Source organism: Spirosoma agri, assembly GCF_010747415.1.
GTDB lineage: Bacteria > Bacteroidota > Bacteroidia > Cytophagales > Spirosomataceae > Spirosoma > Spirosoma agri.
The window spans coordinates 306,492-331,170 of the sequence record NZ_JAAGNZ010000002.1; the positions used below are offsets into that span (position 1 = coordinate 306,492).

At 51.9% G+C, this 24,679-nt stretch carries 16 protein-coding genes; 11 read left to right on the top strand and 5 right to left on the bottom strand.

The genetic code is table 11. The annotated features are described in order from the left end of the window. The first annotated feature begins 114 nt into the window (after positions 1–114). The 8 genes from GK091_RS18060 (at position 115) to GK091_RS18095 (ending at position 13,313) form a co-directional block, all read left to right on the top strand. Positions 115–816, top strand: coding sequence for an NUDIX hydrolase (locus tag GK091_RS18060; protein ID WP_164041297.1), 702 nt, complete (start codon positions 115–117; stop codon positions 814–816). A 156-nt stretch (positions 817–972) separates the two neighbouring features. Beyond that, positions 973–2,658, top strand: a complete 1,686-nt coding sequence (locus GK091_RS18065; protein ID WP_164041298.1) for a ribulokinase — start codon at positions 973–975, stop codon at positions 2,656–2,658. Then, positions 2,636–4,126: an L-arabinose isomerase gene (gene araA, locus GK091_RS18070; RefSeq protein ID WP_164041299.1), complete on the top strand. Its 1,491-nt coding sequence runs from the start codon at positions 2,636–2,638 to the stop codon at positions 4,124–4,126. The genes GK091_RS18065 and araA overlap by 23 nt, the downstream gene beginning before the upstream one ends. Positions 4,127–4,206: 80 nt before the next feature. Continuing rightward, positions 4,207–5,748 (top strand): alpha-N-arabinofuranosidase, encoded by a 1,542-nt coding sequence (locus tag GK091_RS18075; RefSeq protein ID WP_164041300.1) that lies wholly within the window; start codon positions 4,207–4,209, stop codon positions 5,746–5,748. A gap of 88 nt (positions 5,749–5,836) precedes the next feature. After that, a complete protein-coding gene (locus tag GK091_RS18080; protein WP_164041301.1) occupies positions 5,837–6,535 on the top strand; it encodes an L-ribulose-5-phosphate 4-epimerase in 699 nt (232 codons plus the stop codon). 78 nt (positions 6,536–6,613) lie between these two features. Continuing rightward, the gene (locus GK091_RS18085) at positions 6,614–8,269 is read left to right on the top strand and encodes a sodium/sugar symporter (protein WP_164041302.1); all 1,656 of its coding nucleotides are present in this window, start codon (positions 6,614–6,616) and stop codon (positions 8,267–8,269) included. A gap of 68 nt (positions 8,270–8,337) precedes the next feature. Then, a complete protein-coding gene (locus tag GK091_RS18090; protein WP_164041303.1) occupies positions 8,338–9,495 on the top strand; it encodes an aldose epimerase family protein in 1,158 nt (385 codons plus the stop codon). 248 nt (positions 9,496–9,743) lie between these two features. Next, positions 9,744–13,313: a ThuA domain-containing protein gene (locus GK091_RS18095; protein ID WP_164041304.1), complete on the top strand. Its 3,570-nt coding sequence runs from the start codon at positions 9,744–9,746 to the stop codon at positions 13,311–13,313. A 99-nt stretch (positions 13,314–13,412) separates the two neighbouring features. Here GK091_RS18095 and GK091_RS18100 read toward each other — a convergent pair whose 3' ends face one another. The 3 genes from GK091_RS18100 to rsmH form a co-directional block, all read right to left on the bottom strand. Continuing rightward, entirely contained in the window at positions 13,413–14,768 is a 1,356-nt protein-coding gene (locus tag GK091_RS18100) for an AGE family epimerase/isomerase (protein ID WP_164041305.1), read from the bottom strand. Between the two features lie 129 nt (positions 14,769–14,897). Then, entirely contained in the window at positions 14,898–16,439 is a 1,542-nt protein-coding gene (locus tag GK091_RS18105) for a YifB family Mg chelatase-like AAA ATPase (protein ID WP_164041306.1), read from the bottom strand. Between the two features lie 123 nt (positions 16,440–16,562). Then, complete coding sequence (rsmH, locus tag GK091_RS18110; protein WP_164041307.1) at positions 16,563–17,483, bottom strand: 16S rRNA (cytosine(1402)-N(4))-methyltransferase RsmH; 921 nt, start codon at positions 17,481–17,483, stop codon at positions 16,563–16,565. 128 nt (positions 17,484–17,611) lie between these two features. Here rsmH and GK091_RS18115 point away from each other — a divergent pair, with 128 nt between their 5' ends. From GK091_RS18115 to GK091_RS18125, 3 genes are all read left to right on the top strand, one after another. Further along, positions 17,612–18,868 carry a TlpA family protein disulfide reductase gene (locus tag GK091_RS18115; RefSeq protein ID WP_164042879.1) on the top strand — a complete coding sequence of 419 codons (1,257 nt, stop codon included), beginning with the start codon at positions 17,612–17,614 and terminating at the stop codon, positions 18,866–18,868. Between the two features lie 102 nt (positions 18,869–18,970). Further along, a complete protein-coding gene (locus GK091_RS18120; protein ID WP_164041308.1) occupies positions 18,971–19,441 on the top strand; it encodes a MarR family winged helix-turn-helix transcriptional regulator in 471 nt (156 codons plus the stop codon). 71 nt (positions 19,442–19,512) lie between these two features. Then, a complete protein-coding gene (locus tag GK091_RS18125) occupies positions 19,513–21,948 on the top strand; it encodes a 3-hydroxyacyl-CoA dehydrogenase/enoyl-CoA hydratase family protein (RefSeq protein ID WP_164041309.1) in 2,436 nt (811 codons plus the stop codon). A gap of 66 nt (positions 21,949–22,014) precedes the next feature. Here the strand turns inward: GK091_RS18125 and GK091_RS18130 are convergent, their stop codons facing one another. Next, positions 22,015–22,656 (bottom strand): DedA family protein, encoded by a 642-nt coding sequence (locus tag GK091_RS18130; protein ID WP_164041310.1) that lies wholly within the window; start codon positions 22,654–22,656, stop codon positions 22,015–22,017. Between the two features lie 88 nt (positions 22,657–22,744). Beyond that, positions 22,745–24,646, bottom strand: a complete 1,902-nt coding sequence (locus GK091_RS18135) for an ABC-F family ATP-binding cassette domain-containing protein (RefSeq protein ID WP_164041311.1) — start codon at positions 24,644–24,646, stop codon at positions 22,745–22,747. Between the last annotated feature and the right edge of the window lie 33 nt (positions 24,647–24,679).

Below are 24,679 nucleotides of genomic sequence, written 5' to 3' on the forward strand. Positions count from 1 at the left end.
CGCCAAATTTTGCGGTCAATAAACGTATTTATGGTGAATAAGCGTATGTTTGTTCATTTGACTTCGAGCCTTACTGCTGGCTATTTCTAGGCGTATCGATCAGCTTACCTGCTTATGATTCATTATACACACCCCAGTCGAATTCTGGTAGCACTGGACTGTATCATTTTTGGCTTCGATGGAGAAGAAATCAAACTGCTGTTGATCAAACGAAATTTCGAGCCGGAAAAAGGAAAATGGTCACTCATGGGCGGTTTCCTGAACGAAACGGAAGACCTCGAAGTAGCTTCCCAGCGTATTTTATACGAGCTGACCGGACTAACCAACAACTACCTTGAGCAACTGCAAACGTTTGGCTCGGTAAGCCGCGACCCCGTCGAGCGTACTATTTCAGTCGTTTATTACGCACTCGTCAACATCGAGCAGCAAGACGTAACGACCATCAAGGCGCATAATGCCTATTGGATTAGCCTGAAAAATAAGCCTGAGTTGATTTTTGACCACGATGCTATGGTTGAACAGGCGCTGCGGCAGTTGCGCTACAAAGCGGCTTTGCACGCGATCGGGTTTGAACTGCTGCCGGAAAAATTCACGATTCCTCAGCTTCAGAAACTGTACGAAGCGATTTACAACACGAAACTCGACCGCCGAAATTTCAGCCGGAAAATTATATCGACCGATCTTCTGGTCAGTACCGGCGAAAAAGATACCAACTCGGCTACCAAAAAAGGACAGTTGTATAAGCTGAATGCCGAAAAATACCAGCGATACTTAACCGATTACGTAAGTTTCTTCCCGGAGCTAACCCTGCTGTAGAACTTGGTATAAAAAATAATTACTATTTCTTGTTGAAAGAACACAACGAATTTGTAGTATTGTGTCTGATAAACACTATTCGCAAAAAGACGTATTTTAACCTTCACAATCAGCCGTTGATTGATGAGCGTTGAGCTATAGAAGTAAGTCATCATTATGAGCAATTCATACGTTATCGGTGTTGACTTCGGCACTGATTCGGTCAGGGCGCTGATCGTTGATACGCAGACGGGGCAGGCCGTTGGAACGCACGTCCACGAATACCAGCGCTGGAAAAAAGGGCTTTATTGCGACCCGGCCACGTCGCAGTTTCGGCAGCATCCGCTCGACTATCTGGAAGGGCTGGAAGCCACCATTACAGCATCGCTGGCAAAAGCCCCAGACGACGTTCGGCAACACATCGTCGGCATCTCTATCGACACAACAGGGTCGACCCCCGTTGCCGTCGATGAAACGGGTTTGCCGCTGGCGCTTCGTCCCGATTTTACCGAGAATCCCAACGGCATGTTCATTTTGTGGAAAGATCATACCGCCAATGCCGAAGCGGAAGAAATCAACGATCTGGCGCACCACTGGGATACGGACTATACCAAATACGTGGGCGGCATTTACTCGTCGGAGTGGTTCTGGTCTAAGATGCTGCGAACACTCCGGGTTGATGAAGCCGTTCGGCAGCACGCTTTTTCGTGGGTCGAACACTGCGACTGGATATCGGCGGTACTGACCGGCAACACAAACCCATTGACCCTTCGCCGGTCGCGTTGTGCGGCTGGCCACAAAGCCTTGTGGCACCGTGAATTTGATGGTCTGCCGTCGGACGAATTTTTGACCCGGCTCGATCCGTTATTGAGCGGACAACGTGACCGCCTGTTTCGGGATACGTACACCGCCGATCAATCGATGGGTAATCTGTCGGCTGAGTGGGCCGAAAAGCTGGGCCTTTCGACTGGTGTTGTCATTGGGGTGGGTGCCTTTGATGCGCACATGGGTGCCATCGGTGCCGAAATTGAACCCTATGCCTTCGTTCGGATCATTGGCACATCGACCTGCGATATTCTGATGGCTCCTATCGAGGAAATCGGTCATCGGCTTATTCGGGGTATTTGCGGGCAGGTGGATGGGTCAGTCGCGCCCGGCATGCTCGGACTGGAAGCCGGACAGTCGGCCTTCGGTGATGTCTATGCCTGGTTTGCCCGCCTGATAACCGGACCCGTCCGTGAGCTACTGGGCGACGAAGCCGCCGACACGCTAAGCCGTCAGCTTATTCCGCACCTATCGGAGCAGGCGGCTAAATTACCCGTCACGGAGCATGATCTGATTGCGCTGGACTGGATCAATGGACGGCGAACGCCCGATGCCAATCACACGCTCAAATCAGCCATTGCCGGGTTGAATCTTGGTACGGATGCCGCTAAAATCTTCAAAGCGCTGGTGGAGGCTACGACCTTCGGGTCACGCAGCATTGTCGATCGGTTTATAGAAGAAGGTGTCCCGATCAAAAAAGTCATTGCCATCGGCGGTGTTGCCAAAAAATCGCCATTTGTGATGCAGACATTGGCTGACGTACTCAACAAGCCCATTCAGGTCGCCAGTTCCGACCAGGCCTGTGCGTTGGGAGCCGCCATGTGCGCAGCCGTAGCCGCCGGTGTCCATCCGACAATGGAAGCGGCTCAACAGGCCATGGGTTCGGGCTTCGACGCCGAATACCAGCCTCGGCCTGAGCAGGTCGCTGTCTACGAAAAGTTATACCAGAAGTACCTGAACCTGGGTGCATTCATCGAAAATAAACAACCAAGCAGTACTCAATCTAGCAAGCAGTATGCTCAATCTGAATCAATATGAAGTCTGGTTTATCACCGGAAGCCAGCACTTATACGGTGAAGAGACCCTTCAGCAAGTAGATACTCACTCCCAGATTATTGCCGGATTCCTGAATGACACGCCGACCATCCCGGTGCGCGTTGTGTTCAAGCCGGTCGTGAAAACACCGGACGAGATTTATAGCATCTGTCAGGAAGCGAATGTCGCCCCAAATTGCGTGGGCATTATTACCTGGATGCACACGTTTTCGCCCGCAAAAATGTGGATACGTGGGCTGACCGTGCTGAAGAAACCGCTTCTGCATCTACATACCCAATTCAACCGCGACATTCCGTGGGGCAGTATCGATATGGACTTCATGAACCTGAATCAATCGGCGCACGGTGACCGGGAGTTTGGGTTCATGGTGTCACGGATGCGCCTGAACCGGAAGGTTGTGGTTGGTTACTGGCAGCAGGACGATGTGCTTGATAAGATTGCCGCCTGGGCGCGGGTGTCGGTTGCCGCGTATGAACTGAAGACCATGAAAGTGGCTCGTTTTGGCGACAATATGCGCCAGGTTGCCGTAACGGAAGGCGATAAGGTAGCTGCCGAAATGACCTTTGGCATGTCCGTCAACACGTATGGTATTGGCGACTTGGTGGCGGTGATCGACCAGGTGACTGACACCGACGTAGACCGACTTGTGGAGGAATATGCCGACAGCTATACGCTCATGGACTCGCTGCTGAAAGGCGGAGCGCAACATAATTCGCTACGGGATGCCGCCCGGATTGAGGTGGGTATGCGCGCTTTTCTGAAAGATGGAAACTTCGGCGCTTACACCGACACATTTGAAGATCTGCACGGCATGAAACAGTTGCCGGGCATTGCGTCGCAGCGGCTGATGGCCGATGGGTACGGGTTCGGTGGCGAAGGCGACTGGAAAACAGCCGCGATGGTCCGTACGCTGAAAGTGATGGCGTCGGGTCTGAAAGGAGGGAACTCGTTTATGGAAGATTATACCTACCACTTCGATCCGGCTAACCCACTGGTGCTTGGTTCGCACATGCTCGAAATCTGTCCATCGATTGCCGCCGAGAAACCCACCTGCGAAATTCATCCACTCGGTATTGGCGGCAAGGCCGATCCAGTCCGGTTGGTATTCAACGCACCCGCCGGTCCGGCCATTAATGTATCGCTGATCGATATGGGGAATCGGTTCCGGCTGCTGGTCAACGAAGTAGAAGCTGTAGCGGTAACGGAAGCCCTGCCCAAATTGCCCGTTGCCCGCGCGTTGTGGAAACCCATGCCCGATATGCAAACGGGTTGTGCCGCCTGGATTCTGGCGGGGGGAGCCCACCACACGGTATACAGCCAAAACCTAACGACCGAACACATCGAAGATTTCGCCGATATGTTCGGGGTTGAGCTGGTCGTGATCGATAAGAACACAACGATCCGGCAGCTGAAAAATGAATTGCGCTGGAGCGAAGCCTCGTTCCGGTAATCCACAGACCCTCATACCCTCACCGCCCGGCCCTCTTCCGTTCTTGGAGAGGGCCGCCGTACACAAACGTTCCATTTTTTATGAAAAAAGTATCCTTGACCCTGGCCTTCGCCTGCCTGAGTTTTGTCGTTTCGGCGCAGAGCAAAGCAACGATCAGAGCCGATGAAGGTAAGCACATCATTAGCCGCCATATCTACGGCCACTTTGCCGAACACCTGGGTCGTTGTATTTACGGCGGTTTCTACGTCGGCGATAACAATAAGACCATCCCGAACAAAAATGGGGTGCGGCTTGATGTGGTCGATGCGTTGAAGAAGATGAAAATTCCGAATCTACGCTGGCCGGGTGGTTGTTTTGCCGATACGTATCACTGGAAAGATGGTATCGGACCGAAAGGAAAACGCCCGAAGATTGTGAACACCTGGTGGGGCGGTGTCACGGAAGATAACAGCTTCGGTACGCACGATTTTCTGAACATGTGCGAGCTGCTGGGCACAGAGCCGTACCTGGCAGGTAACGTGGGGAGCGGCACCGTGCAGGACCTCAGCGAATGGGTTCAGTACGTCAATTTCCCGAGCAACAGTCCCATGTCGGCGCTGCGGCAGCAGAACGGGCGGTCGACCCCCTGGAACGTTAAATACTGGGGTGTTGGCAACGAAGCGTGGGGTTGTGGGGGCAACATGAAACCCGACTACTACGCCAATATCTACCGGCAGTACAGTACGTTCATGAATGGGCAGGTTGGCAAGGAAAAGATCTTTCGTATCGCATCAGGAGCCAGTTCAGACGATTACAACTGGACCGAAACGCTGATGAAAAATATTCCCGGCAACATGCTCGAAGGCGTGGCGATGCACCACTACTCAGTGTTCGGCTGGGGGGAAAATGCGAAAGGCTCGGCCACGAATTTTACCGAAACCGACTACGCCCACACTATGAACGAAGCGCTGAAAATGGATGAGTTCGTGCAGAAGCATTCGGAGATCATGGACAAGTACGACCCGAAGAAAAAGGTTGCGCTGGTCGTCGACGAGTGGGGTGCGTGGTATAACGTTGAGCCGGGTACGAATCCGGGATTCCTTTTCCAGCAGAATACCATGCGCGACGCCGTACTGGCGGGGGCTACGCTCAATATTTTTCACAAGCACGCTGAACGGGTTCGGATGGCTAACCTGGCGCAGGCGATCAACGTACTACAGGCGGTTATCCTGACCGACGGTCCGAAGATGCTGCTGACGCCAACCTATCACGTGCTGGAGATGTATAACGTTCACCAGGACGCGACCATGCTGCCGGTCGATGTGAAAGCGGACGACTACAAAGTGGGTGAGTACAAACTGCCTGCCGTGTCGGTGTCTGCCTCGCGCGACAAAGCCGGAAAAACGCATATTTCGCTGGTCAACATCGACGCGGGTAAGCCGCAGACAATCACGGTGAACCTGAAAGGGATCAGTGCGAAAAGCGTGTCGGGTCGTATTCTGACGTCGGCAAAAGTACAGGACTTCAACACCTTCGCTCAGCCGAACAAAGTAAAACCCGTGCCTTTCTCCGGTGCCAAACTCGCCGGCGACGAACTAACCGTAACCCTGCCCCCGGTGTCGGTGGTGGTGCTGGAACTCTAATGAGCGAAAGAGTGAATGAGTGAAAGAGCGAAAAAAAATTGCTACATAATTCCCTCAATCACTCTTTCGCCTTTTCTCTCTTTCACTTATGTACACGTCCTTAAAAGAAGAGTGTTACGAGGCCAATATGCAGCTTCCGAAGCTGGGCCTTGTCTTGTTTACGTTTGGTAACGTGAGCGCCGTCGACCGCGAGCGTGGCGTGTTTGCCATCAAACCCAGCGGTGTGCCTTACGAAAAACTCCAGCCCAGCGATATTGTCATTTGCGATTACGACGCTAAGGTTGTCGAGGGAACCATGCGGCCATCGTCCGATACGAAAACCCACGCGCTGCTTTACAAAACCTGGGATAAGATCGGTGGGATCTCGCACACGCACAGTACCTACGCGGTGGCCTGGTCGCAGGCGGGTATGGACATCCCCATTTTTGGAACGACCCACGCGGACCACACCCATCAGGATATTCCGTGTGCACCCGCGCTGACCGACGAAATGATCCAGGGCGACTATGAACATGAGACCGGTCACCAGATCTTCAATTGCTTTGCTGACAAAGGCTTGATCTATAGTGAGATGGAAATGGTCATGTTGCAGAATCACGGTCCGTTTACGTGGGGGGAAAATGCTGAAAAAGCCGTCTATAACTCAGCTGTGCTGGAAGAACTGGCTAAGATGGCCTATCTGACGCTACAGATTAATCCCAACACGCCCCGCATTAAAGACACGCTCCGGTTGAAGCATTACGAGCGCAAGCACGGCACCAATGCGTACTACGGCCAGGGTTGCTAGATCACCTGACCCATTCATTCCTGCCGTGCCATGAGACCGGGCTACCGGAACAAAAGCACGACAAAACCCTAAACCAACATGAAACTCGGACTCGAAACCCTGGACTACGTAATTTTCCTGGTCTATTTCATTATCGTAGCTACCTACGGGTATTGGGTATACCGCAACAAAGGCAACCAAACCGCCGATTCCAAAGACTTCTTTCTGGCCGAGGGATCACTGACCTGGTGGGCTATCGGCGCATCCATCATTGCTTCCAACATTTCGGCGGAGCAGTTTATCGGCATGAGCGGACAGGCGTTTCAACTGGGTCTGGCCATTTCGGTTTATGAACTGGTGGGCGGTTTATCGCTGGTGATCATCGCGATTTATTTTCTGCCGATGTACATCAATAACAAGATCTACACTATGCCGCAGTTTCTGCAAATGCGCTACGATAAGCGGCTGGCAACGATCATGGCAGTGTTCTGGCTGTTTCTGTACATTCTGGTTAACCTGACGTCCATTATTTACCTGGGCGCACTGAGTCTGGAGAAGATGACCGGGTTCGATTTCATGGCCTGTGCCGTTTTTCTGACCATTTTCGCCGTCTTCATCACGCTGGGTGGAATGAAAGTGATTGGTTATACCGACGTGATCCAGGTGGTTTGTCTGGTTGTGGGTGGACTGGCGACAACGTATCTGGCGCTGAGTCTGCTTTCCGACAAAGTAGGTACGGGCGAGGGTGTGTTCGAGGGGCTGAACCTGCTCCGGCAAAAGGCGGATCACCACATGCACATGGTTTTCCAGAAAGGGGAGTACTTTGTGCATGACGGGCGCGGAGGTAAAATCGATGCGTATAACCAGCTTCCCGGTCTGATGATGTTTATCATCGGGGGGCAATGGATTGTCAACTTCAATTACTTCGGCTGCAACCAGTACATGATTCAGCGGGCGCTGGGGGCCGATCTGAACACGGCTCGTAACGGCGTTTTGTTCGCAGCTTTCCTGAAAATTTTGATGCCGTTCATTGTGGTTCTGCCCGGTCTGGCGGCTTATGTGTTGTTTCAGGAAAATGCCGATGCCGCTATTGTACAGGGCATCACCGACAACAACATCGTCAAGCCCGACAACGCCTATCCGGTGTTGCTTAACATCCTGCCAACGGGGCTGAAGGGGCTATCGTTCGCGGCATTGACGGCAGCCATTGTCGCGTCGCTTGCCGGGAAAGCCAACAGCATCTCGACGATTTACATGCTTGATATTCACAAGAAATTTTTTAATCCGAACATCAGCGAGAAGCAAACGGTTTTGCTGGGCCGGGTGGTTATTATCATTTCGTTTATCATTGCGCTGGTCATTAGCCCGTTCCTGAAAAACTTTGGACAGGGATTCGAATATATTCAGGAATACACCGGGTTTATTTCGCCGGGAATTCTGTGCATTTTTCTACTGGGCATGTTCTGGAAACGGGCTTCGTCCAACGGGGCACTGGCGGCTGCGGTCATCAGTATACCTCTATCGACGCTGTTCAAATACCAGTTACCCGATATGCCCTTCCTGAATCGTATGGGCACGGTATTCTGGATTTGCGTAGCCGTTCATGTTACTATCAGCCTGATCGAATCGCGTGGACAGACTAATCCGAGAGCCTTTGTTGTCAACAGCAATTGGTTTAAAACCAGCTCGTCATTCCGGGTTGGTGCGGTAGCCATCTGTTGTTTACTGGCGTTGGTATACGTTATTTTCTGGTAGCTAGTCGCCTTTGTGTAGGAGAGAGCAGGATCGCTTTCCGCTACATGCCTAAACCCCCCTGATCATTCATGAATCATTTAACACAACTTGTTGCTGTTGCCCTGCTGACGGGCTGTATCCTGATGACCTCCTGTAGTTCAAAGAAAAACTCCGACGACAGCCAGAAAGCTGGCATTGCCAAAGCCCCATTCGGTCAATTGCCCGATGGCCAAACGGCTGATCTCTATACGCTCCGTAATTCGTCCGGAATGACCGCGCAAATCACGAATTACGGCGGCATTGTCGTATCGTTGCGGACGCCCGACAAAGAAGGTACGTTTGACGAAGTGACACTGCGGTTTGATTCGCTGTCTACATACCTAGCGGGTAATCCCTTTTTTGGCGCGCTGGTTGGTCGCTACGGGAATCGTATTGCCAAAGGGAAATTTACGCTCGATGGTAAATCGTATTCGCTGCTGACCAACAACATGGGTAATCACCTGCACGGTGGGAAAGTAGGGTTCGATAAGGTGCTCTGGACCGCTACGCCCGTCGATGGCGAAGAACCCGCCCTGAAACTGGCCTACACGGCGAAAGATGGGGAAGAAGGATACCCCGGTAATCTGGCCGTTGAGGTAACGTACACGCTAACGAAAGATAATGCGCTGAAGATCGACTATCAGGCGACAACGGATAAACTAACCGTGGTAAACCTGACCAATCATACTTACTTCAATCTGACGGGTGGCGTCAAGCGTGATATTCTCGATCACGTTGTTACACTAAATGCCGATCGGTTCCTGCCCGTCAATGAAACGTTGATTCCAACCGGCGAGCTGAAGCCCGTATCGGGCACACCATTCGACTTTACCAAACCAACCGTAATTGGCACGCGAATCAATGATTCGAGCGATGTACAGATTAAGTACGGTCTTGGCTATGACCATTGCTGGATACTCAACGGCCCGGCCAATTCACTTAAACTGGCGGCTACGGTCTATGAACCAACCAGCGGACGGGTGATGGAGGTGCGCACCACCGAACCGGCCGTACAGTTCTACACCGGCAATTTTCTGGATGGTAAAACAACGGGTCCCGGCGGTGTCGTTTATAAAAAACGGTACGGTCTGTGTCTGGAAACCCAACATTATCCTGATTCGCCCAATCAGTCGTCGTTCCCAACCACCGAATTGCGCCCCGGTCAGACCTACAAGACCACAACGGAATATCGCTTCTCGGTGAAGTAATCATGTAGTTCGGCCTGGAATCCGGGGAGCTGAAGGCTTGGTTGTCGCTCGATTTTCCAGCCTTCGGCTACCCGGATTCCAGGCCGAACTACGTAAACGCGTAGCTGTCAGAGGAAGTTGTTGCTACATAGTGGGTAGTTTGTGAATAAATAGGACTTATTGGTTAACCATCTGTATCGATCAGGTAATCAGTTCTAAAAATTCCTAAATAGGCAATACCTAATACGTCTGCTCAACCGCTACTCCTTATGTTCTCCTCATTGACATCAACCCGTAGAAACTGGCTCCGGTTTCTGGCTACGGCGGGTATTTCCATTGGCTTATACGCCTGTATCAGCCCCCAAAATCTTACCAATCAGGCCGGGGGCAATTCGGTCGGTACAACGGCATCCGCCGACGAGGCCAATGCTGCGACCACTGAGGGTCCCGTCCCGACCGCACGGGCCAATCCCGCTCGTGTGTTGGTTTTCTCTAAAACGAAAGGCTGGAAACATACGTCGATTCCGTTCGGGATTGCGGCTATTCAGAAGCTGGGCCGGGAAAATAATTTTCAGGTCGATACGACGAAAAACGCTGACTACTTCAACGACGACAGCTTAAAGCATTATCAGGCCGTTGTGTTTCTTAGCACAACCGGTAATGTGCTGAATCAGACGCAACAGGCTGCGTTCGAGCGTTACATACAAGCCGGGGGTGGTTATATGGGTATACATGCGGCTGCTGATACCGAATATGACTGGCCGTGGTATAATAAGCTGGTGGGTGGCTACTTCGCAAGTCATCCGAGCAATTCCAATGTGCGCAAAGCTACCGTTGACGTAACTGACAAAAGCCACATTTCTACCGCTCACCTCCCTGATCACTGGGAGCGCACGGACGAATGGTATAACTACCGATCTTTCTACACGGATCTGAACGTGCTGGCCAATCTGGACGAAAGTACCTACGACGGTGGGACCAACGGCAGCAATCATCCCATTGCGTGGTATCACGATTTTGATGGTGGCCGGGCCTTTTACACGGGTGGTGGTCACGAAGATGCCAGTTTCAGCGAACCGCTGTTTGTTCAGCACGTGTTGGGTGGGCTGAAATGGGCGATGGGCGATGGTAAAGCTCTCGATTACGGCAAAGCCTACGCCGTGGTGATGCCGGAGGAAAATCGCTTCGTCAAGAAGGTGCTTGTCAATGACCTTAATGAGCCGATGGAATTAGCCGTTGCTGCCGATGGTCGGGTGTTTTATACCGAACGAAGCGGTAATCTGTCGGTTTACGACACGCGGACGAACACGAATAAGGTCATGCATAAATTTGCGGTGACGACCAAACAGGGGTTCGGCGTTCAGGGTATTACGCTTGATCCGAACTTCGCCAGCAATCAGTATCTCTACATTTATTATTCGCCCAATACTGACAAAGATCCGACGTATCACTTATCGCGTTTTGTCGTCAAGAGTGATAATACGCTCGACCTCGCTTCGGAAAAAATAGTGCTGAAAGTTCCCGGTGAATTCGAAGCCAGTGCGCACCACGGCGGGTCGCTGGCGTGGGATAAAGCCGGCAATCTGTTCCTTTCGACGGGCGACAATACGAATCCGTTTCCCTCAAATGGCTACGCGCCGATCGATGAGCGCCCGGATCACATAACCCTTGATGCGCAACGTTCGGCGGCTAACACGAACGATCTGCGGGGAAAAGTGCTGCGAATTCATCCCACAACGGATGTTGCACAGGCTGACGGTACCTACACGATTCCGGACGGCAATCTATTCCCGAAAGGAACCGCGCAGACACGTCCGGAGATTTACACGATGGGCTTGCGAAATCCGTACCGTATTGCCGTTAACCCGAAATCATCTGTCTTGTATTGGGGGGAAATCGGCCCAGATGCCGGGAAGGATAGCACGATTGGCCCCCGGGGCTATGATGAGTTCAATCAGGCCAAAAAGCCCGGTAACTATGGCTGGCCGTTGTTTATCGGAAACAGTCAGCCGTATCCCGATCTGGATTTTGCGACCAATGCCGCCGGACCGAAATTCGATCCGAAAGCGCCGGTCAACAGTTCTCCTAATAATACCGGCCTGAAAAATCTGCCACCCGCTAATTCGGCGATGATCTGGTATCCCTACGCGGCTTCCAAGGAGTTTCCGGAATTGGGCTTGGGCGGACGAAGCGCAATGGCAGGTGAGTTCTATACATTCGACAAAAGCGCAACGTCAAAAAACAAGTTTCCCGAATACTACGATGGTGCGTTGTTTATCTTCGACTGGATGCGAAACTGGGTCGTAGCCGCCCGGTTCGACAAAGACGAAAACTATGTCCGGAACGAACCATTCATGGCCGCGAACGGCGATTTTCGTCGGCCAATCGATCTGGCCTTTGGTAAGGATGGTGTCATGTACATGCTGGAATACGGCTCGGTCTATGGCGCGGATAACGACGATGCGCGGTTGGTAAAAATTGACTATAATACCGGCAATCGGGCACCCATCGCTAAAGCGGGCGTTGTTGACTCGATCGGTGTTGCGCAACGGAATGCACGGTCGTACCTGACTTCCGACGGACGGAATGCGCCCATTATCCGGGAGGCCATTGGGCAGGCACCCCTGCGGGTAAAGTTCACCGGACGCGGCACTGATCTGGACGATGACGACGCAGTTACGTACCAATGGTTATTCGATGGGAAGACCGTCGGAGCAACGCAACCCAACGCGACCTACACCTATACGAAGCCGGGTGTGTACAACGCCATCCTCAAAGTAACGGATCAGACAGGGCAGGTTGGAATGGACACCATTCTGGTGAAAGTGGGTAACGCCAAGCCTGAGGTGGCGATTACGACGACGGGTAATAAATCTTTTTTCTGGGAGGGTAAACCGTTCACCTACGCTGTAAAAGTGACCGACAAAGAAGACAAAACAGTCGATCCTAAGAAAGTTAAAGTCCTCTACGCCTACAGTCCGCAGGCTGGTGGCGCACCAACGGCGGCTCCTCAGCAGGGGCATCAGGATTTATCCGCCATCGGCAACGGGTCGTTAGGGAAAACGCTGGTCGCCAGCAGCGATTGTAAAGCGTGCCATACCATCGATAAGCCATCAGTGGGGCCAACCTTCGTAGCCGTTGCCAGTCGCTACAAAGGCCAGCCGGGAACGGTTGAACGATTGGCGAAAAAGATCATTGAAGGCGGGGGTGGTAACTGGAGCAAAGACCATCTGATGAGCGCACACCCGCAGATTCCGGTTCAGGATGCGCAGGAAATGGTGAAATACATCTTTTCGCTGACCGATAAGCAGAATCAAAAAGCGGTTCCGGCGCAGGGTACACTAACGCTGAACGAACACAAAGCCGAAGATGCGCGCGGTCAATACACGCTGTTAGCATCTTACACGGATAAGGGGGGGGATGTTGTTGGACCGCTAACCAGTACCGATGTTGTCACATTACGAAATGCTAAGGTCAAAACCCTGAACGCCGACGCCTATGTGGGGTTCCCGCGCTGGGGCAGCCGGTTAAGCGCCGGGGGGCACAAAGCCTACATTCTGTTAAAAGATATTGATCTGACCACGATCAAGTCGCTCACCTATGATTATTCGTCGGTCAATAAAGACGGTGAAATTGAAGTGCGGCTCGACTCCTACGCGGCACCGGTCGTCAGCCGAACGGCCTATAAAGCGACTGGCGACTGGAAAAAGAATGGCGAAATAACGGGCACGTTCGACAAACCCATAACTGGAAAACACGATGTGTATATCGTCGTAGTGAAACGCGATAAACCAAACACCGATATCATTCAGCTGAACAGCGTTCAGTTCAATCAGTAGGCTTATCGTAAAATAGGTTCTGTTCTTCTGTTCACATCAACCCTCCTGTTGTTGTCCACAAGACAATGACAGGAGGGTTTAGTATGGCAATCCTAGTAACTAGTGGCCAGCCGGTTTCGCTCTGGACCGATCGATACAACTCGTCAGGGCTCGATACGTGTGATAGGCCGCTTTCCAGATATGGCCCTTCAAACCCGTCTTGCGTTGGGGATCTTTGTCCAATCCCTCTTCGTACCATTCCCCGTGTTCGTGGTCGATCAGGTACGTTTGACAGTATTGCCAAAGCAGCTTGTAGTTGTCAAAATACCGTATGGGGTCGTTCGGAAATTTATCCGCCATGAGCAGGAGCGTATTGAGTCCTTCAGCCTGCGACCACCAGTTTTTGCTTTCCCGAATGATCGACATGCCGGGTTTGTCCTTAAAATAATACCCCTGATCGTAGAAGCCGCCCACCGTTTTGTCGAAGCCAGTGGACAGGGCATGATCGACCATGCGCTTGCCCACCGCCAGCGTTTTGGTATCGTTTTTCAGTCCCAGTGCATGAGAAGCCTCCAGCATCAGGTAAGCCGTTTCGACGTCGTGCCCAAACGAAACATGGTCCAGGTTTCGGTGTTTTAAAATCACCGCTTCCGACGAATCCCGGAACGATACCGGTGTCCAGTCGGGTTTGAAAAAGAGCACTAGACTACCTTTTGGCGTGGTGATCGTGTCCCGGATTAGCAACAGCATTTCGTTCAGCCGTTCGCGAACCAGCGGATCGGGCCATACCGCGTAAAGCTCGGTGAGCGCTTCGAGCAGGTGAATCGAACTGTTCTGGTCTTTATAGCCAATATCTGACGTAGAGGATACAGACGCGTCCCGTTTGATGGGTGTTCCATCCCGGCGCAAGTGTTGAAAATAGCCTTTGTGAACGGGGTCGTGACTGTGTTGTTCCAGCCAGCCGAACGATTTTTTCGCCAGATTCAGCGTAGCCGTATCGTGCGACATGTGGTAATAAGCACTCAGCGCATACAAGCCGAACGCATTGCCATACGCTTCTTTGTTGCCCTCGCCTTTAACGGTCCCTTTGCGGTCAACCAGGGTGTAGAAACCACCGAATTCCTTATCCCACATCACATCCCGCAAAAACTGGAAGCCGTGTCGTGAATTGCTTTTGTAGTACGTAATCGTCGGGTAGCGTTCAGCGGCTTTGGCGGTCGTCCAGACGTGGCGGGCCTGGGTCACGATCATCTTATCCTGTGGACCCGTTGGCTTAAAATCGTAGGTAAACGTGCTGAGAAATCCGCCGAATTCCTTATCCACCGCTTGCGGGTACCAGTCATTCAGCATCTCGGTACGAACCGATTTCTCCATCTCATCCGCAATGCGCGAGCGGTCAGTAATCGGTTTTTGGGCTAGGGACAGCTGTGAGAAACCCGTTGTCAGCGTAATGAGGAGAATTGTTTTGACGTTCATGTGGGTACGATCAGGACCAGAGGAAAAGAAAAATAGCTGGTTTTTATAATCACTCGACATCGTCAGATGTGCGATGATGCCGAGTTTACCCGGAACTGAACGTCTGTCATCTTAGCTAATCGGGAAGGGTTAACCAGCCCAGTTTTCCCGGTCCAAACTCCGGTACTGAATGGCTTCGGCAAGATGCTCGATACCAATATCGTCACTGGCCCCCAGATCAGCGATGGTACGGGATACTTTCAGGATGCGGTCATAGGCGCGGGCCGATAAGCCAAGCCGTTCCATGGCCTTTCGGAGTAATGCTTTACCAGGATCGCTGATGACGCAGATTTCCTTCACCATTTGCGAGGGCATCATCGCGTTGGAATAAATACCCGGCTGATCGGCAAAGCGGGTTGTTTGCATCGCCCGCGCCCGAATGACGCGCTCCCGAATAACTTCACTGGATTCGGCAGGTCGGTTCGCCGTCATCTGGTCGAACGAAACCGGTGTCACCTCAACGTGCAGATCAATCCGGTCGAGCAGAGGGCCGCTTACTTTGGCCAGGTATTTCTGAACAACACCGGGTCCACAGACGCATTCTTTTTCGGGGTGGTTGTAGTAACCGCACGGGCAGGGGTTCATGCTGGCGATCAGCATAAAACTGGCCGGAAACTCTACCGCCCACTTGGCCCGCGAAATACTGACTTTACGATCTTCGAGGGGCTGACGCATGACTTCCAGCGCCGACCGTTTGAACTCGGGTAACTCGTCCAGAAACAGCACCCCGTTGTGTGCTAATGAAATCTCGCCCGGCTGCGGAAAACTGCCACCGCCCACCAGCGCAGCATCGGAAATGGTATGGTGCGGAGAGCGGTAGGGGCGGGTCGCAATCAGGTTGGCGCGACTGCCGAGTTTTCCCGCAACGGAATGAATCTTGGTTGTTTCCAGGGCTTCCTGTAACGTCAACGGAGGGAGAATACTGGGTAACCGCTTCGCCAACATCGTTTTACCAGCCCCCGGCGGCCCGATCATGATGACGTTATGACCACCAGCCGCAGCAATTTCCAGAGCTCGCTTGATGTTTTCCTGACCCTGCACGTGCGAGAAATCGACGTCGTAGGCATTCAACTGGCTCATGAACAAATCGCGGGTGTCGCTCACTACGGGTTCAATAGCTCGCTTGCCTTCAAAAAATTCGATGGCTTCCAGAATTGTTGTTACCCCAATAACGTCCAGATTATTGACAATGGAGGCTTCCTGCGCGTTTTCGACCGGAAGGACAAACCCCTTATACCCCTGTTTACGCGCTTCAATCGCTATTGGCAAAACCCCTTTAATTGGCCGCAGGGTGCCATCGAGCGCTAACTCGCCCATGATGACGTAGTCCTCAAGATTTCGTTTCGTCGTCATTTGTTCAGACGCCTGAAGTACGCAAAGACCAATCGGCAGGTCATAGGCGGAACCTTCTTTCCGAATATCGGCGGGCGCTAAATTGACAACCACTTTCTGACGCGGCATTCGGTAACCGAAAAACTTGAGCGAGGCTTCAACCCGTTGTTCGCTCTCTTTAACGGCGCTGTCGGGCAGACCAACCAGGTGGAAATGCAAACCCTGCGCGACGACGACTTCAATGGTAATCAGACTGGCATTGACGCCATACACAGCCGCGCCGAAGGTTTTAGCTAGCATGAGAAGTTCTTAAGTAAACTATTTTTGAGAATAGGTTTTAAAAGTACAGTATGGCGAGCCAATAAAAAAGTAACGAATCACTTTTTACGACTTCCCGAAGAAGCGCTGTACACTAAAACGCTGTCAGATTTTTTCGGCAATACGCAGTTTTGCACTTCGGGCGCGGGGGTTGCGGGCAATCTCTTCAGGGGTAGCTTCAACCGGTTTCCGCGTGATGGATTGCAGCGGTTTTAGATCGTTGCCGAACAAATCCTTCTCGACTTCTCCCTGAAATTTCCCTTTGTTGATGAAGTTTTTTACCAGCCGGTCTTCGAGAGAATGATACGACATAACCACCAGTCGGCCGCCTGGCTTTAGTATCTCCGGAACCTGTTCCAGAAATTCTTCCAGGGCCTGCAATTCTTCGTTTACTTCAATGCGCAATGCCTGAAAAACCTGCGCGAAATATTTATTTTCCTTGCCGCGTGGCGCGTAGCGTTGAAGCGCATTTTTGAGATCGTTGACCGTGTTGAGTGGGCGATTCGAGCGGGCCGACACAAGAGCAGTTGCTGCCGTTCGGGCATTAGTGATCTCGCCATACATACCCAGAATCCGGTGCAGATCAGCTTCGGAATACTCATTGACCACCTGCCGGGCCGTGCGGTCGGCCTGTTGGTTCATACGCATATCGAGGTCGGCATCGAAGCGGGTCGAGAAACCACGTTCGGGCGTATCGATCTGGTGCGATGAAATACCCAGATCGGCCAGAATTCCGTCAACCTGTTCTGCTTTATACAGACGCAGGTATCGTTTGATATTGCGGAAATTAGAGGCTACGAACGTCAGCCGCGAGTCGCCGATTGCCTGAGCGTTGGCGCGTGCATCAACATCCTGATCGAAGCCAAACAGTCGCCCAGGCGAATCTGGCCCCGGCTCAAGCTGGTTGAGGATTTCGCGGCTATGCCCGCCCCCACCAAATGTGATGTCGACGTAGGTGCCGCCCGGTTGCAGATTGAGGCCATCGATGCAGGCTTGCAGTAAAACAGGTTCGTGGTACGTTGTCATTCAGAAACTAACCTTCACTAGAGGTCGTTATTTTGGACGTTGAAGCTCAGCTACCGGACGTTATGCGTACGCGTAAAAGCGTATTTTTGTCTACCAGCTATAACCTGCATCCTGAATTGATCAAAACAATGAAAAAACTCCTTCCTATCGTAGCCGTCACGTTGCTGTCAGCGACAGCCGCCTGTTCGGGCCAATCTACACCGGCAACGGTCAAACCCGGTACGTACCGCGCTGTTCTGAAAACCAAAGGGGGTGACCTGCCCTTCGGCTTGTCCATTCAACCCACAGCCGGCGATCCTAAAACCTACACGGTTTTTGCGCTGAATGGCAGCGAACGGCTACCAATGGACCCGGCTATCGTGCAGGGTGATTCGATTCGGATCCCAATGGCGTTGTTCGAATCGGAATTAGTGGCAAAGATAACGGATAATACGCTCCGTGGCGTCTGGCGTCGACGCCGGACGGCGCAACAATACCAGACATTGCCGTTTGAAGCCCAACAGGGCCTTTCGTATCGGTTTACGGCCGACACAAAACCGGCATCGGCTAACCTGACGGGTAAATGGGCGGCTGATTTTGGCAGCAAAAGCGGGAAAGTCGATACGGTCAACGCGGTGGGCGTATTTGAGCAGAAAGGGAATCAGGTGACGGGCACGTTTTTAACGCCCACCGGTGATTATCGCTACCTCGACGGAAACGTGGTGGGAGATAGTTTATTCCTGTCCTGTTTCGATGGGTCGCACCTGTTTCTCTTCAAGGCGAAACACAATGCAGCTACCAAAACGCTCACGGGTGGTTTTTGGGCCGGGGTGTCGGGCTATGAATCGTGGGTAGCCCGTTTCGATCCGAAAGCAGAGTTACCCGATCCGACGAAGCTGACATTCTTAAAACCGGGCTCGAAAACGCTCAACGTGTCGTTTCCCGAACCAAACGGAAAGCTGGTCTCGCTGGCTGATCCGCGTTTCAAGAATAAAGTGACGATTGTACAGATTCTGGGTTCGTGGTGTCCGAACTGCATGGACGAGACTAATTTTCTAAGCCCGTGGTATAAGCGGAACAAACAGCGGGGCGTCGAGATATTAGGACTGGCTTTTGAACGGTCGCCCGAGATGGCTGAGTCCGGACCGAAGATCGAGCGAATGAAGCAGCGGTTCAACATCGACTATCCGATTGTACTGGCCGGTACGAATGACAAAGCAAAAGCATCCAAGGCGTTGCCCGATCTGAACGCGGTAGTAGCTTTCCCGACGACAATTTTTATCGACAAAAAAGGACAGGTACGCCATATCCACACGGGTTTTTCCGGTCCTGGCACGGGTAAATACTACGATCAGTACGTGGAAGAGTTCAATCAACTGATCGAGAAGATGCTGGCTGAGTCGTAAGGTATAGTCTAGACCGCCGGGCGGTTTAGACTGTATGCATGCATACTATTTTGGAAAAAAGTAGTAGATTTACGTCCAGAAATTGGACAGCGCAACACCGCCATGAAAAAAGAGAAAACAGTAGATTTTCATATAAAGTGGGCCTGGCATGCTATTTCGCGCATGTATAATGCACATGCGGGACGCTTTGGCATTACGATGGCAATCGGCTATGTGTTGCTGAATATTGATCTCGACGAGGGCACACCCGCGACCAAAATTGGTCCGTTACTGGGTATGGAACCGCGTTCGCTGGTTCGTATGCTGAAAAGTCTGGAAGAACGGGGGCTGATCCGTCGTGAGGTAGACGAAAATGATAAGCGGTTCGTGCGGATCTACCTGACCGAAGAAGGGAAAATCAAGCGGGAAATGGCTCGTGAAGGCGTCATTCAGTTTAATAATATGCTTCGCGAACGAATTCCTCTCGACAAACTGGTTGTTTTTCTAGACGTTATCAAAGAGATCAACTTAATGGTAGAAGACGAGAACGCGAAAATCAAAGCCGCCGAACCGGAGGAATTACCACTCGACTAAGTAAACTAAAAACCGGAACGTGGCTTGAACGACAAATCACGTGTTCAACCCATTCCTACTATAACAAAGCCATGGAAGCTACCCTGGAAAAACCCAAAAGTCAGACAAAAAATCGGACCATCCGGCGCGTGGCCGTGTTAGGTTCTGGCATTATGGGATCGCGTATTGCCGCCCATTTTGCCAATATTGGTGTGGATGTCCTGCTGCTTGATATTGTTCCGAAAGAGCCGAATGCTGCTGAACAGGCAAAGGGGCTGACCACCGAAAACCCCGCGGTGCGTAATCGGATTGTCAACGATGCGTTTCAGACCATGCTGAAAGCCAGTCCGGCCTCATTGTATACTCCTAAATTTGCTGACCGGGTTAAGCTGGGTAATTTCGACGATAACTTAAAAGAAATTGCTACGTACGATTGGGTGATTGAGGTCGTCGTTGAACGGCTGGATATTAAACGATCTGTCTATGAGCGGATTGAGCAGTTTCGCAAACCGGGAACGCTGATCACCTCGAATACATCGGGTATTCCCATGCACTTGCTGACGGAAGGCCGAAGTGAAGATTTTCGGCGTAACTTCTGCGGAACGCACTTCTTTAATCCGCCCCGTTACCTGCGCCTGCTCGAAATCATTCCCGGTCCCGACACTGACCCGGCTGTCATTGATTTCCTGATGAATTATGGCGATTTGTACCTTGGTAAAACGACTGTATTGTGCAAAGACACGCCTGGGTTCATTGCAAACCGGCTGGGTATCCAATCATTGATTCAGACTATCCGCGTGGCTGAACAGCTCGGCCTGACCGTCGAAGAAGTTGACAAGCTAACGGGACCGGTTGTGGGACGCCCAAAATCGGGTACGTTCCGGTTATCGGACGTTGTGGGTCTGGATACGACCGTCAACGTGGCTGGTAACCTCGTCAACATGGAGCACGACGAATCGCGGTCGTCGTTCGAGCTTCCCGCTTCGGTACAGAAGCTGATGGAAAACAAATGGCTGGGTGACAAAACCGGTCAGGGGTATTACAAGAAAACGAAGGACGAGAAAGGGCAGACGCTGATTCTGGCGCTGGACCTGAAAACGTTCGAGTATAAGCCGTCGGCCAAAGTAAAATTCGGGACGCTGGAAAGTACAAAGGCGATCGACAATCTGAAGAAACGCTTCCCCGTATTGATTGCTGGCAAAGACAAGGCGGGTGAATTTTATCGCCAGACGTTTGCCGATGGGTTCCGGTATGCCACCTACCGTATTCCCGAAATTTCGGATGAGCTTTATCGGATCGATGCCGCCATTACGGCTGGTTTCGGCTGGCAGTTGGGCTTGTTCGAAACGTGGGATGCTATCGGCGTCAAACAAGGTGTCGAACTAATCGAGTCGTTCGGTCAAAAGCCAGCCCAGTGGGTCTATGACATGCTGGATGCGGGTTTTGACTCATTTTATAAGGTTGAGAACGGCAAACGAAAATACTACGACATTCCGACAAAGAGTTACAAAGTAATTCCGGGCACGGAGGCATTTACCATTCTGGAAAACCTGAGCAACAACATTGTCTGGAAAAATTCGGGAGCAAACGTCGTTGATCTTGGTGATGGCATTCTGAACGTGGAGTTCCGCAGTAAAATGAATACGTTCGGTCAGGAAGTGTCGGAAGCGTTGCTGAAGGGTATTTCGCTGGCCGAGAAGGATTTTCGGGGCCTGGTCGTAGGCAATGATTCAGCTGATGCGTTTTCGGCAGGGGCCAATCTGGGTACCTTGTTTATGTACGCCGTTGAGCAGGAGTTCGATGAGGTGAACCTGATGATCGCCCAGTTCCAGAAACTGATCACGCGCTTGCGCTACTCATCAATCCCGGTCGTCGTGGCTCCGCATACACTCACGCTTGGCGGTGGCTGCGAGGCCGTTCTGCACGCTGACCGGGCCGTGGCTCACGCCGAAAGTTACATCGGTCTGGTTGAAGTGGGCGTTGGCTTGATTCCGGCGGGTGGTGGCACAAAAGAGATGGCGGCTCGTGCGTCTGACCTCTACCAATCCGGCGATCCTGAACTGAATATCCTGCAAAATGTATTCATGAACATCGCTACGGCAAAGGTGTCAACGTCGGCCCAGGAAGCGCGCGACATGAACTACCTGCGCTCGACGGATCAGATCGTGCTGAATCGTAGTCGTCTGTTGGCCGAAGCTAAACAGGCCGCGATTGAACTGGCCGAAGATGGATACACACAGCCCAAACCACGCACGGACATAAAAGTACAGGGCAAAACAGGTATTGCTTTGTTCAAAGCGGGTATCACGGCGATGCACATGGGCCGATACATTTCGGATCATGACCGGAAGATTGCCGATAAACTGGCGTACGTTATCTGCGGTGGCGATCTGAGTGCTCCCCAAAACGTATCTGAACAGTATTTGCTTGATCTGGAGCGCGAAGCCTTCCTATCGTTGTCGGGCGAGAAGAAGACACTGGAACGGATTCAGAGTCTGCTCACGGGTGGTAAACCCCTGCGGAATTAAGGGTTGATTTGATTGATGGTTCATACGCCGTATCTCGAAGATACGGCGTATGAACCATCAAAGACGCTAGACGTTTTCGGCCTGTTTTTCTTTGCGAGCGTTCAGGTAGCCTTTGACCACGGTAAATGTCGTAACGGCCAGAAAGAAAAGGATAATCCAGTGGACATAATTGATAATCCACGGAAACCGCTCACCAAAATAAAAGCCCCCACCAACGAGGGTCAGTACCCATACGGAAGCTCCAACAATATTATACAGGACAAAAAACTGGGCGGGCATGTGAATCAGCCCCGCCAGGATAGGCGCAAACGTGCGAACAACGGGAAGAAAACGGGCTACGATTAGTGCTCCGTTGCCATATCGCAGGAAAGCCGCTCGTGTGTCGTCGATGTATTTCTGCTTGAAAAATAGTGAATCAGGCCGGTTTTTGATACGGGCACCAAAATAATAGCCCGTCAGGTAACCCGTCAGCGAACCGAAGACGGCCGCGCCAAAAATGCAGAGAAGCAGGAGCCAGAGTGGAACGTTCAGAATTTTCGTTCCTGCAAATACGCCCGACAAAAACAGCAGGTAGTCGCCCGGCAAAAAAAAGCCGAAGATGATGCCATTCTCAACGAAGATGATGAGCGTAATCAGCACTAAACCACCCGTCCGGATAATTTCTTCTGAATTAAGCAGGTACTGAAAAAAATCAATGATCTGGTTCATTGTCAATGCATGATTGGGCGTGTGCGTGGTTAGATGAATAAGCTTGTATTCCTTTAGTCGATCAGCCACGCACGCGCACGGTCACTCGTTAAATATAGTCTGCCAGCTCAAGCCAGCGATCTGATTTTTTGGTAATAGCCTGGTCGATTTCTTCAATTTCCCGCGCCCAGGCCGTTAGTTGCTCGTGGTGACCACCCGTATCGAGAAGACCGATAACAACCGTCTTCCGTTGCTCCAGCGACTCGATTTCTTTTTCGAGCGTTTCGTACTCCTTTATTTCTTTGAACGACAGTTTTTTCTTCGCTTCAACAACAGGCATGGGGATCGTCGTGGGGGAAACCGAAACCTCAGGCGTTACCGGCTGATTCTTCGAGGCCAATGCTGCTTTAGCGTTTTGCGACGTGTTCTTCGGTTGAGAATCGCGCCACTCGCGGTAGTCAGTGTAGTTGCCGGGATAATCACGGACTTTACCCGCGCCTTCCATCACAAAAACGTGGTCGACGAGCCGGTCCATGAAGTAACGATCGTGTGTGACGATCAGAACGCAGCCGGAAAAATTAAGCAGGAAATCTTCCAGTACGTTGAGCGTCGTGATATCAAGGTCATTGGTCGGCTCGTCAAGAATCAGGAAATTCGGATTCTGCACCAGCACGAGCAGCAATTGCAACCGCCGTTTTTCGCCCCCGCTTAGTTTGGCAACGTAATCGTACTGTTTTGACCGATCGAACAGAAACCGACTTAGCAATTGACTGGCCGTGATCGTATCGCCGTTGGCTAGCTTCATCACTTCGGCTACGTCCTGTACCACGTCAATAACGCGCTGCGTTTCGGGAAGATCGAGTTCGGTTTGGGTGTAATAACCAAATTTGACCGTACCACCCGCCGTGATTTTCCCCGAATCGGGGCGGATCTGGCCCGTCATCATGTTCATCAGCGTGGTTTTACCCATGCCGTTCTTGCCGATCAGCCCGACGCGATCCATTCGCTGGAACGTATAGTTAAAGTGATCGAGCAGTATTTTGTCGCCAAACCGCTTGCTCAGGTTCTCGACCTCAAGAATTTTGCTACCGAGACGAGAGGTGCGGAGATTTAAATCCAGTTCGCCGTCGCTGCGCTTGCCACTGGTTTTCTCTTTCAGTTCATCGAACGCATCGATTCGGTATTGAGCTTTTGTACCCCGCGCTTTTGGTTGCCGACGCATCCACTCCAGCTCGCGCCGGAAGGTGTTGCGGTCTTTAGCCAACTCGGAGGCCGCAGCCATTTCGCGTTCGTCTTTCTTCTCTAGAAAATAAGCGTAGTTTCCTTTATAGGTGTAAAGCTGGCCATTGTCCATCTCCGCAATCTGATTGCAGACCCGATCCAGGAAGTAGCGGTCGTGGGAGACCATCAGCAGCGTGCCATTGTTCGTATTCAGAAAGCTTTCCAGGTATTCGATCGCTTCCAGATCAAGGTGGTTAGTTGGCTCATCCAGAATGAGAAGATCCGGACTCTGAATCAGCACCCTTGCCAGCGCGACCCGCTTGCGCTGCCCACCCGATAACGACCCGATCCGTTGCTCGACATCCTGAATCCCCAGCTCACCCAGAATCTGCCGGATTTGGGCCTCATAATCCCACGCTTCGAGCTTTTCCATATCTGACATGGCGCTTTCGAGAGCCGCGTGGTCGTCATGCAAGAGCGCATGTTCATAGGCTCGCACGGCATCGAGTTGGGCACTTTCGCCCGCAAGCACCACTTCCATAACGGTCATGGCGTCGTTGAGGTCCGGCTGCTGGTCGAGGTAACCGATCGTAATATCTTTTCGATGGCTGACGATACCTGAATCAGGCGGCATAGCCCCGGCCAGAATAGAGAGCAATGTTGTTTTGCCTGAGCCATTCGCTCCGACAATGGCAACCTTGTCGCCCCGATTTATCCCGAACGTCAGGTTACGGAACAGCATACGATCACCGTATGATTTTGTTAAGTTTTCGGCTGAAAGGTAATTCATTACTTAGTCTTAGATCAATCAGATGAGATAAAG

Bases quoted from the DNA above. Each gene is read 5' to 3' on its own strand.
- GK091_RS18105 (WP_164041306.1), bottom strand. From the start codon at position 16,439: ATGCTAGCTAAAACCTTCGGCGCGGCTGTGTATGGCGTCAATGCCAGT.
- GK091_RS18120 (WP_164041308.1), top strand. From the start codon at position 18,971: ATGAAAAAAGAGAAAACAGTAGATTTTCATATAAAGTGGGCCTGGCAT.
- GK091_RS18100 (WP_164041305.1), bottom strand. From the start codon at position 14,768: ATGAACGTCAAAACAATTCTCCTCATTACGCTGACAACGGGTTTCTCA.
- GK091_RS18130 (WP_164041310.1), bottom strand. From the start codon at position 22,656: ATGAACCAGATCATTGATTTTTTTCAGTACCTGCTTAATTCAGAAGAA.
- araA (WP_164041299.1), top strand. From the start codon at position 2,636: ATGCTCAATCTGAATCAATATGAAGTCTGGTTTATCACCGGAAGCCAG.
- GK091_RS18135 (WP_164041311.1), bottom strand. From the start codon at position 24,646: ATGAATTACCTTTCAGCCGAAAACTTAACAAAATCATACGGTGATCGT.
- rsmH (WP_164041307.1), bottom strand. From the start codon at position 17,483: ATGACAACGTACCACGAACCTGTTTTACTGCAAGCCTGCATCGATGGC.
- GK091_RS18125 (WP_164041309.1), top strand. From the start codon at position 19,513: ATGGAAGCTACCCTGGAAAAACCCAAAAGTCAGACAAAAAATCGGACC.
- GK091_RS18115 (WP_164042879.1), top strand. From the start codon at position 17,612: ATGAAAAAACTCCTTCCTATCGTAGCCGTCACGTTGCTGTCAGCGACA.
- GK091_RS18085 (WP_164041302.1), top strand. From the start codon at position 6,614: ATGAAACTCGGACTCGAAACCCTGGACTACGTAATTTTCCTGGTCTAT.
- GK091_RS18060 (WP_164041297.1), top strand. From the start codon at position 115: ATGATTCATTATACACACCCCAGTCGAATTCTGGTAGCACTGGACTGT.
- GK091_RS18090 (WP_164041303.1), top strand. From the start codon at position 8,338: ATGAATCATTTAACACAACTTGTTGCTGTTGCCCTGCTGACGGGCTGT.
- GK091_RS18095 (WP_164041304.1), top strand. From the start codon at position 9,744: ATGTTCTCCTCATTGACATCAACCCGTAGAAACTGGCTCCGGTTTCTG.
- GK091_RS18075 (WP_164041300.1), top strand. From the start codon at position 4,207: ATGAAAAAAGTATCCTTGACCCTGGCCTTCGCCTGCCTGAGTTTTGTC.
- GK091_RS18080 (WP_164041301.1), top strand. From the start codon at position 5,837: ATGTACACGTCCTTAAAAGAAGAGTGTTACGAGGCCAATATGCAGCTT.
- GK091_RS18065 (WP_164041298.1), top strand. From the start codon at position 973: ATGAGCAATTCATACGTTATCGGTGTTGACTTCGGCACTGATTCGGTC.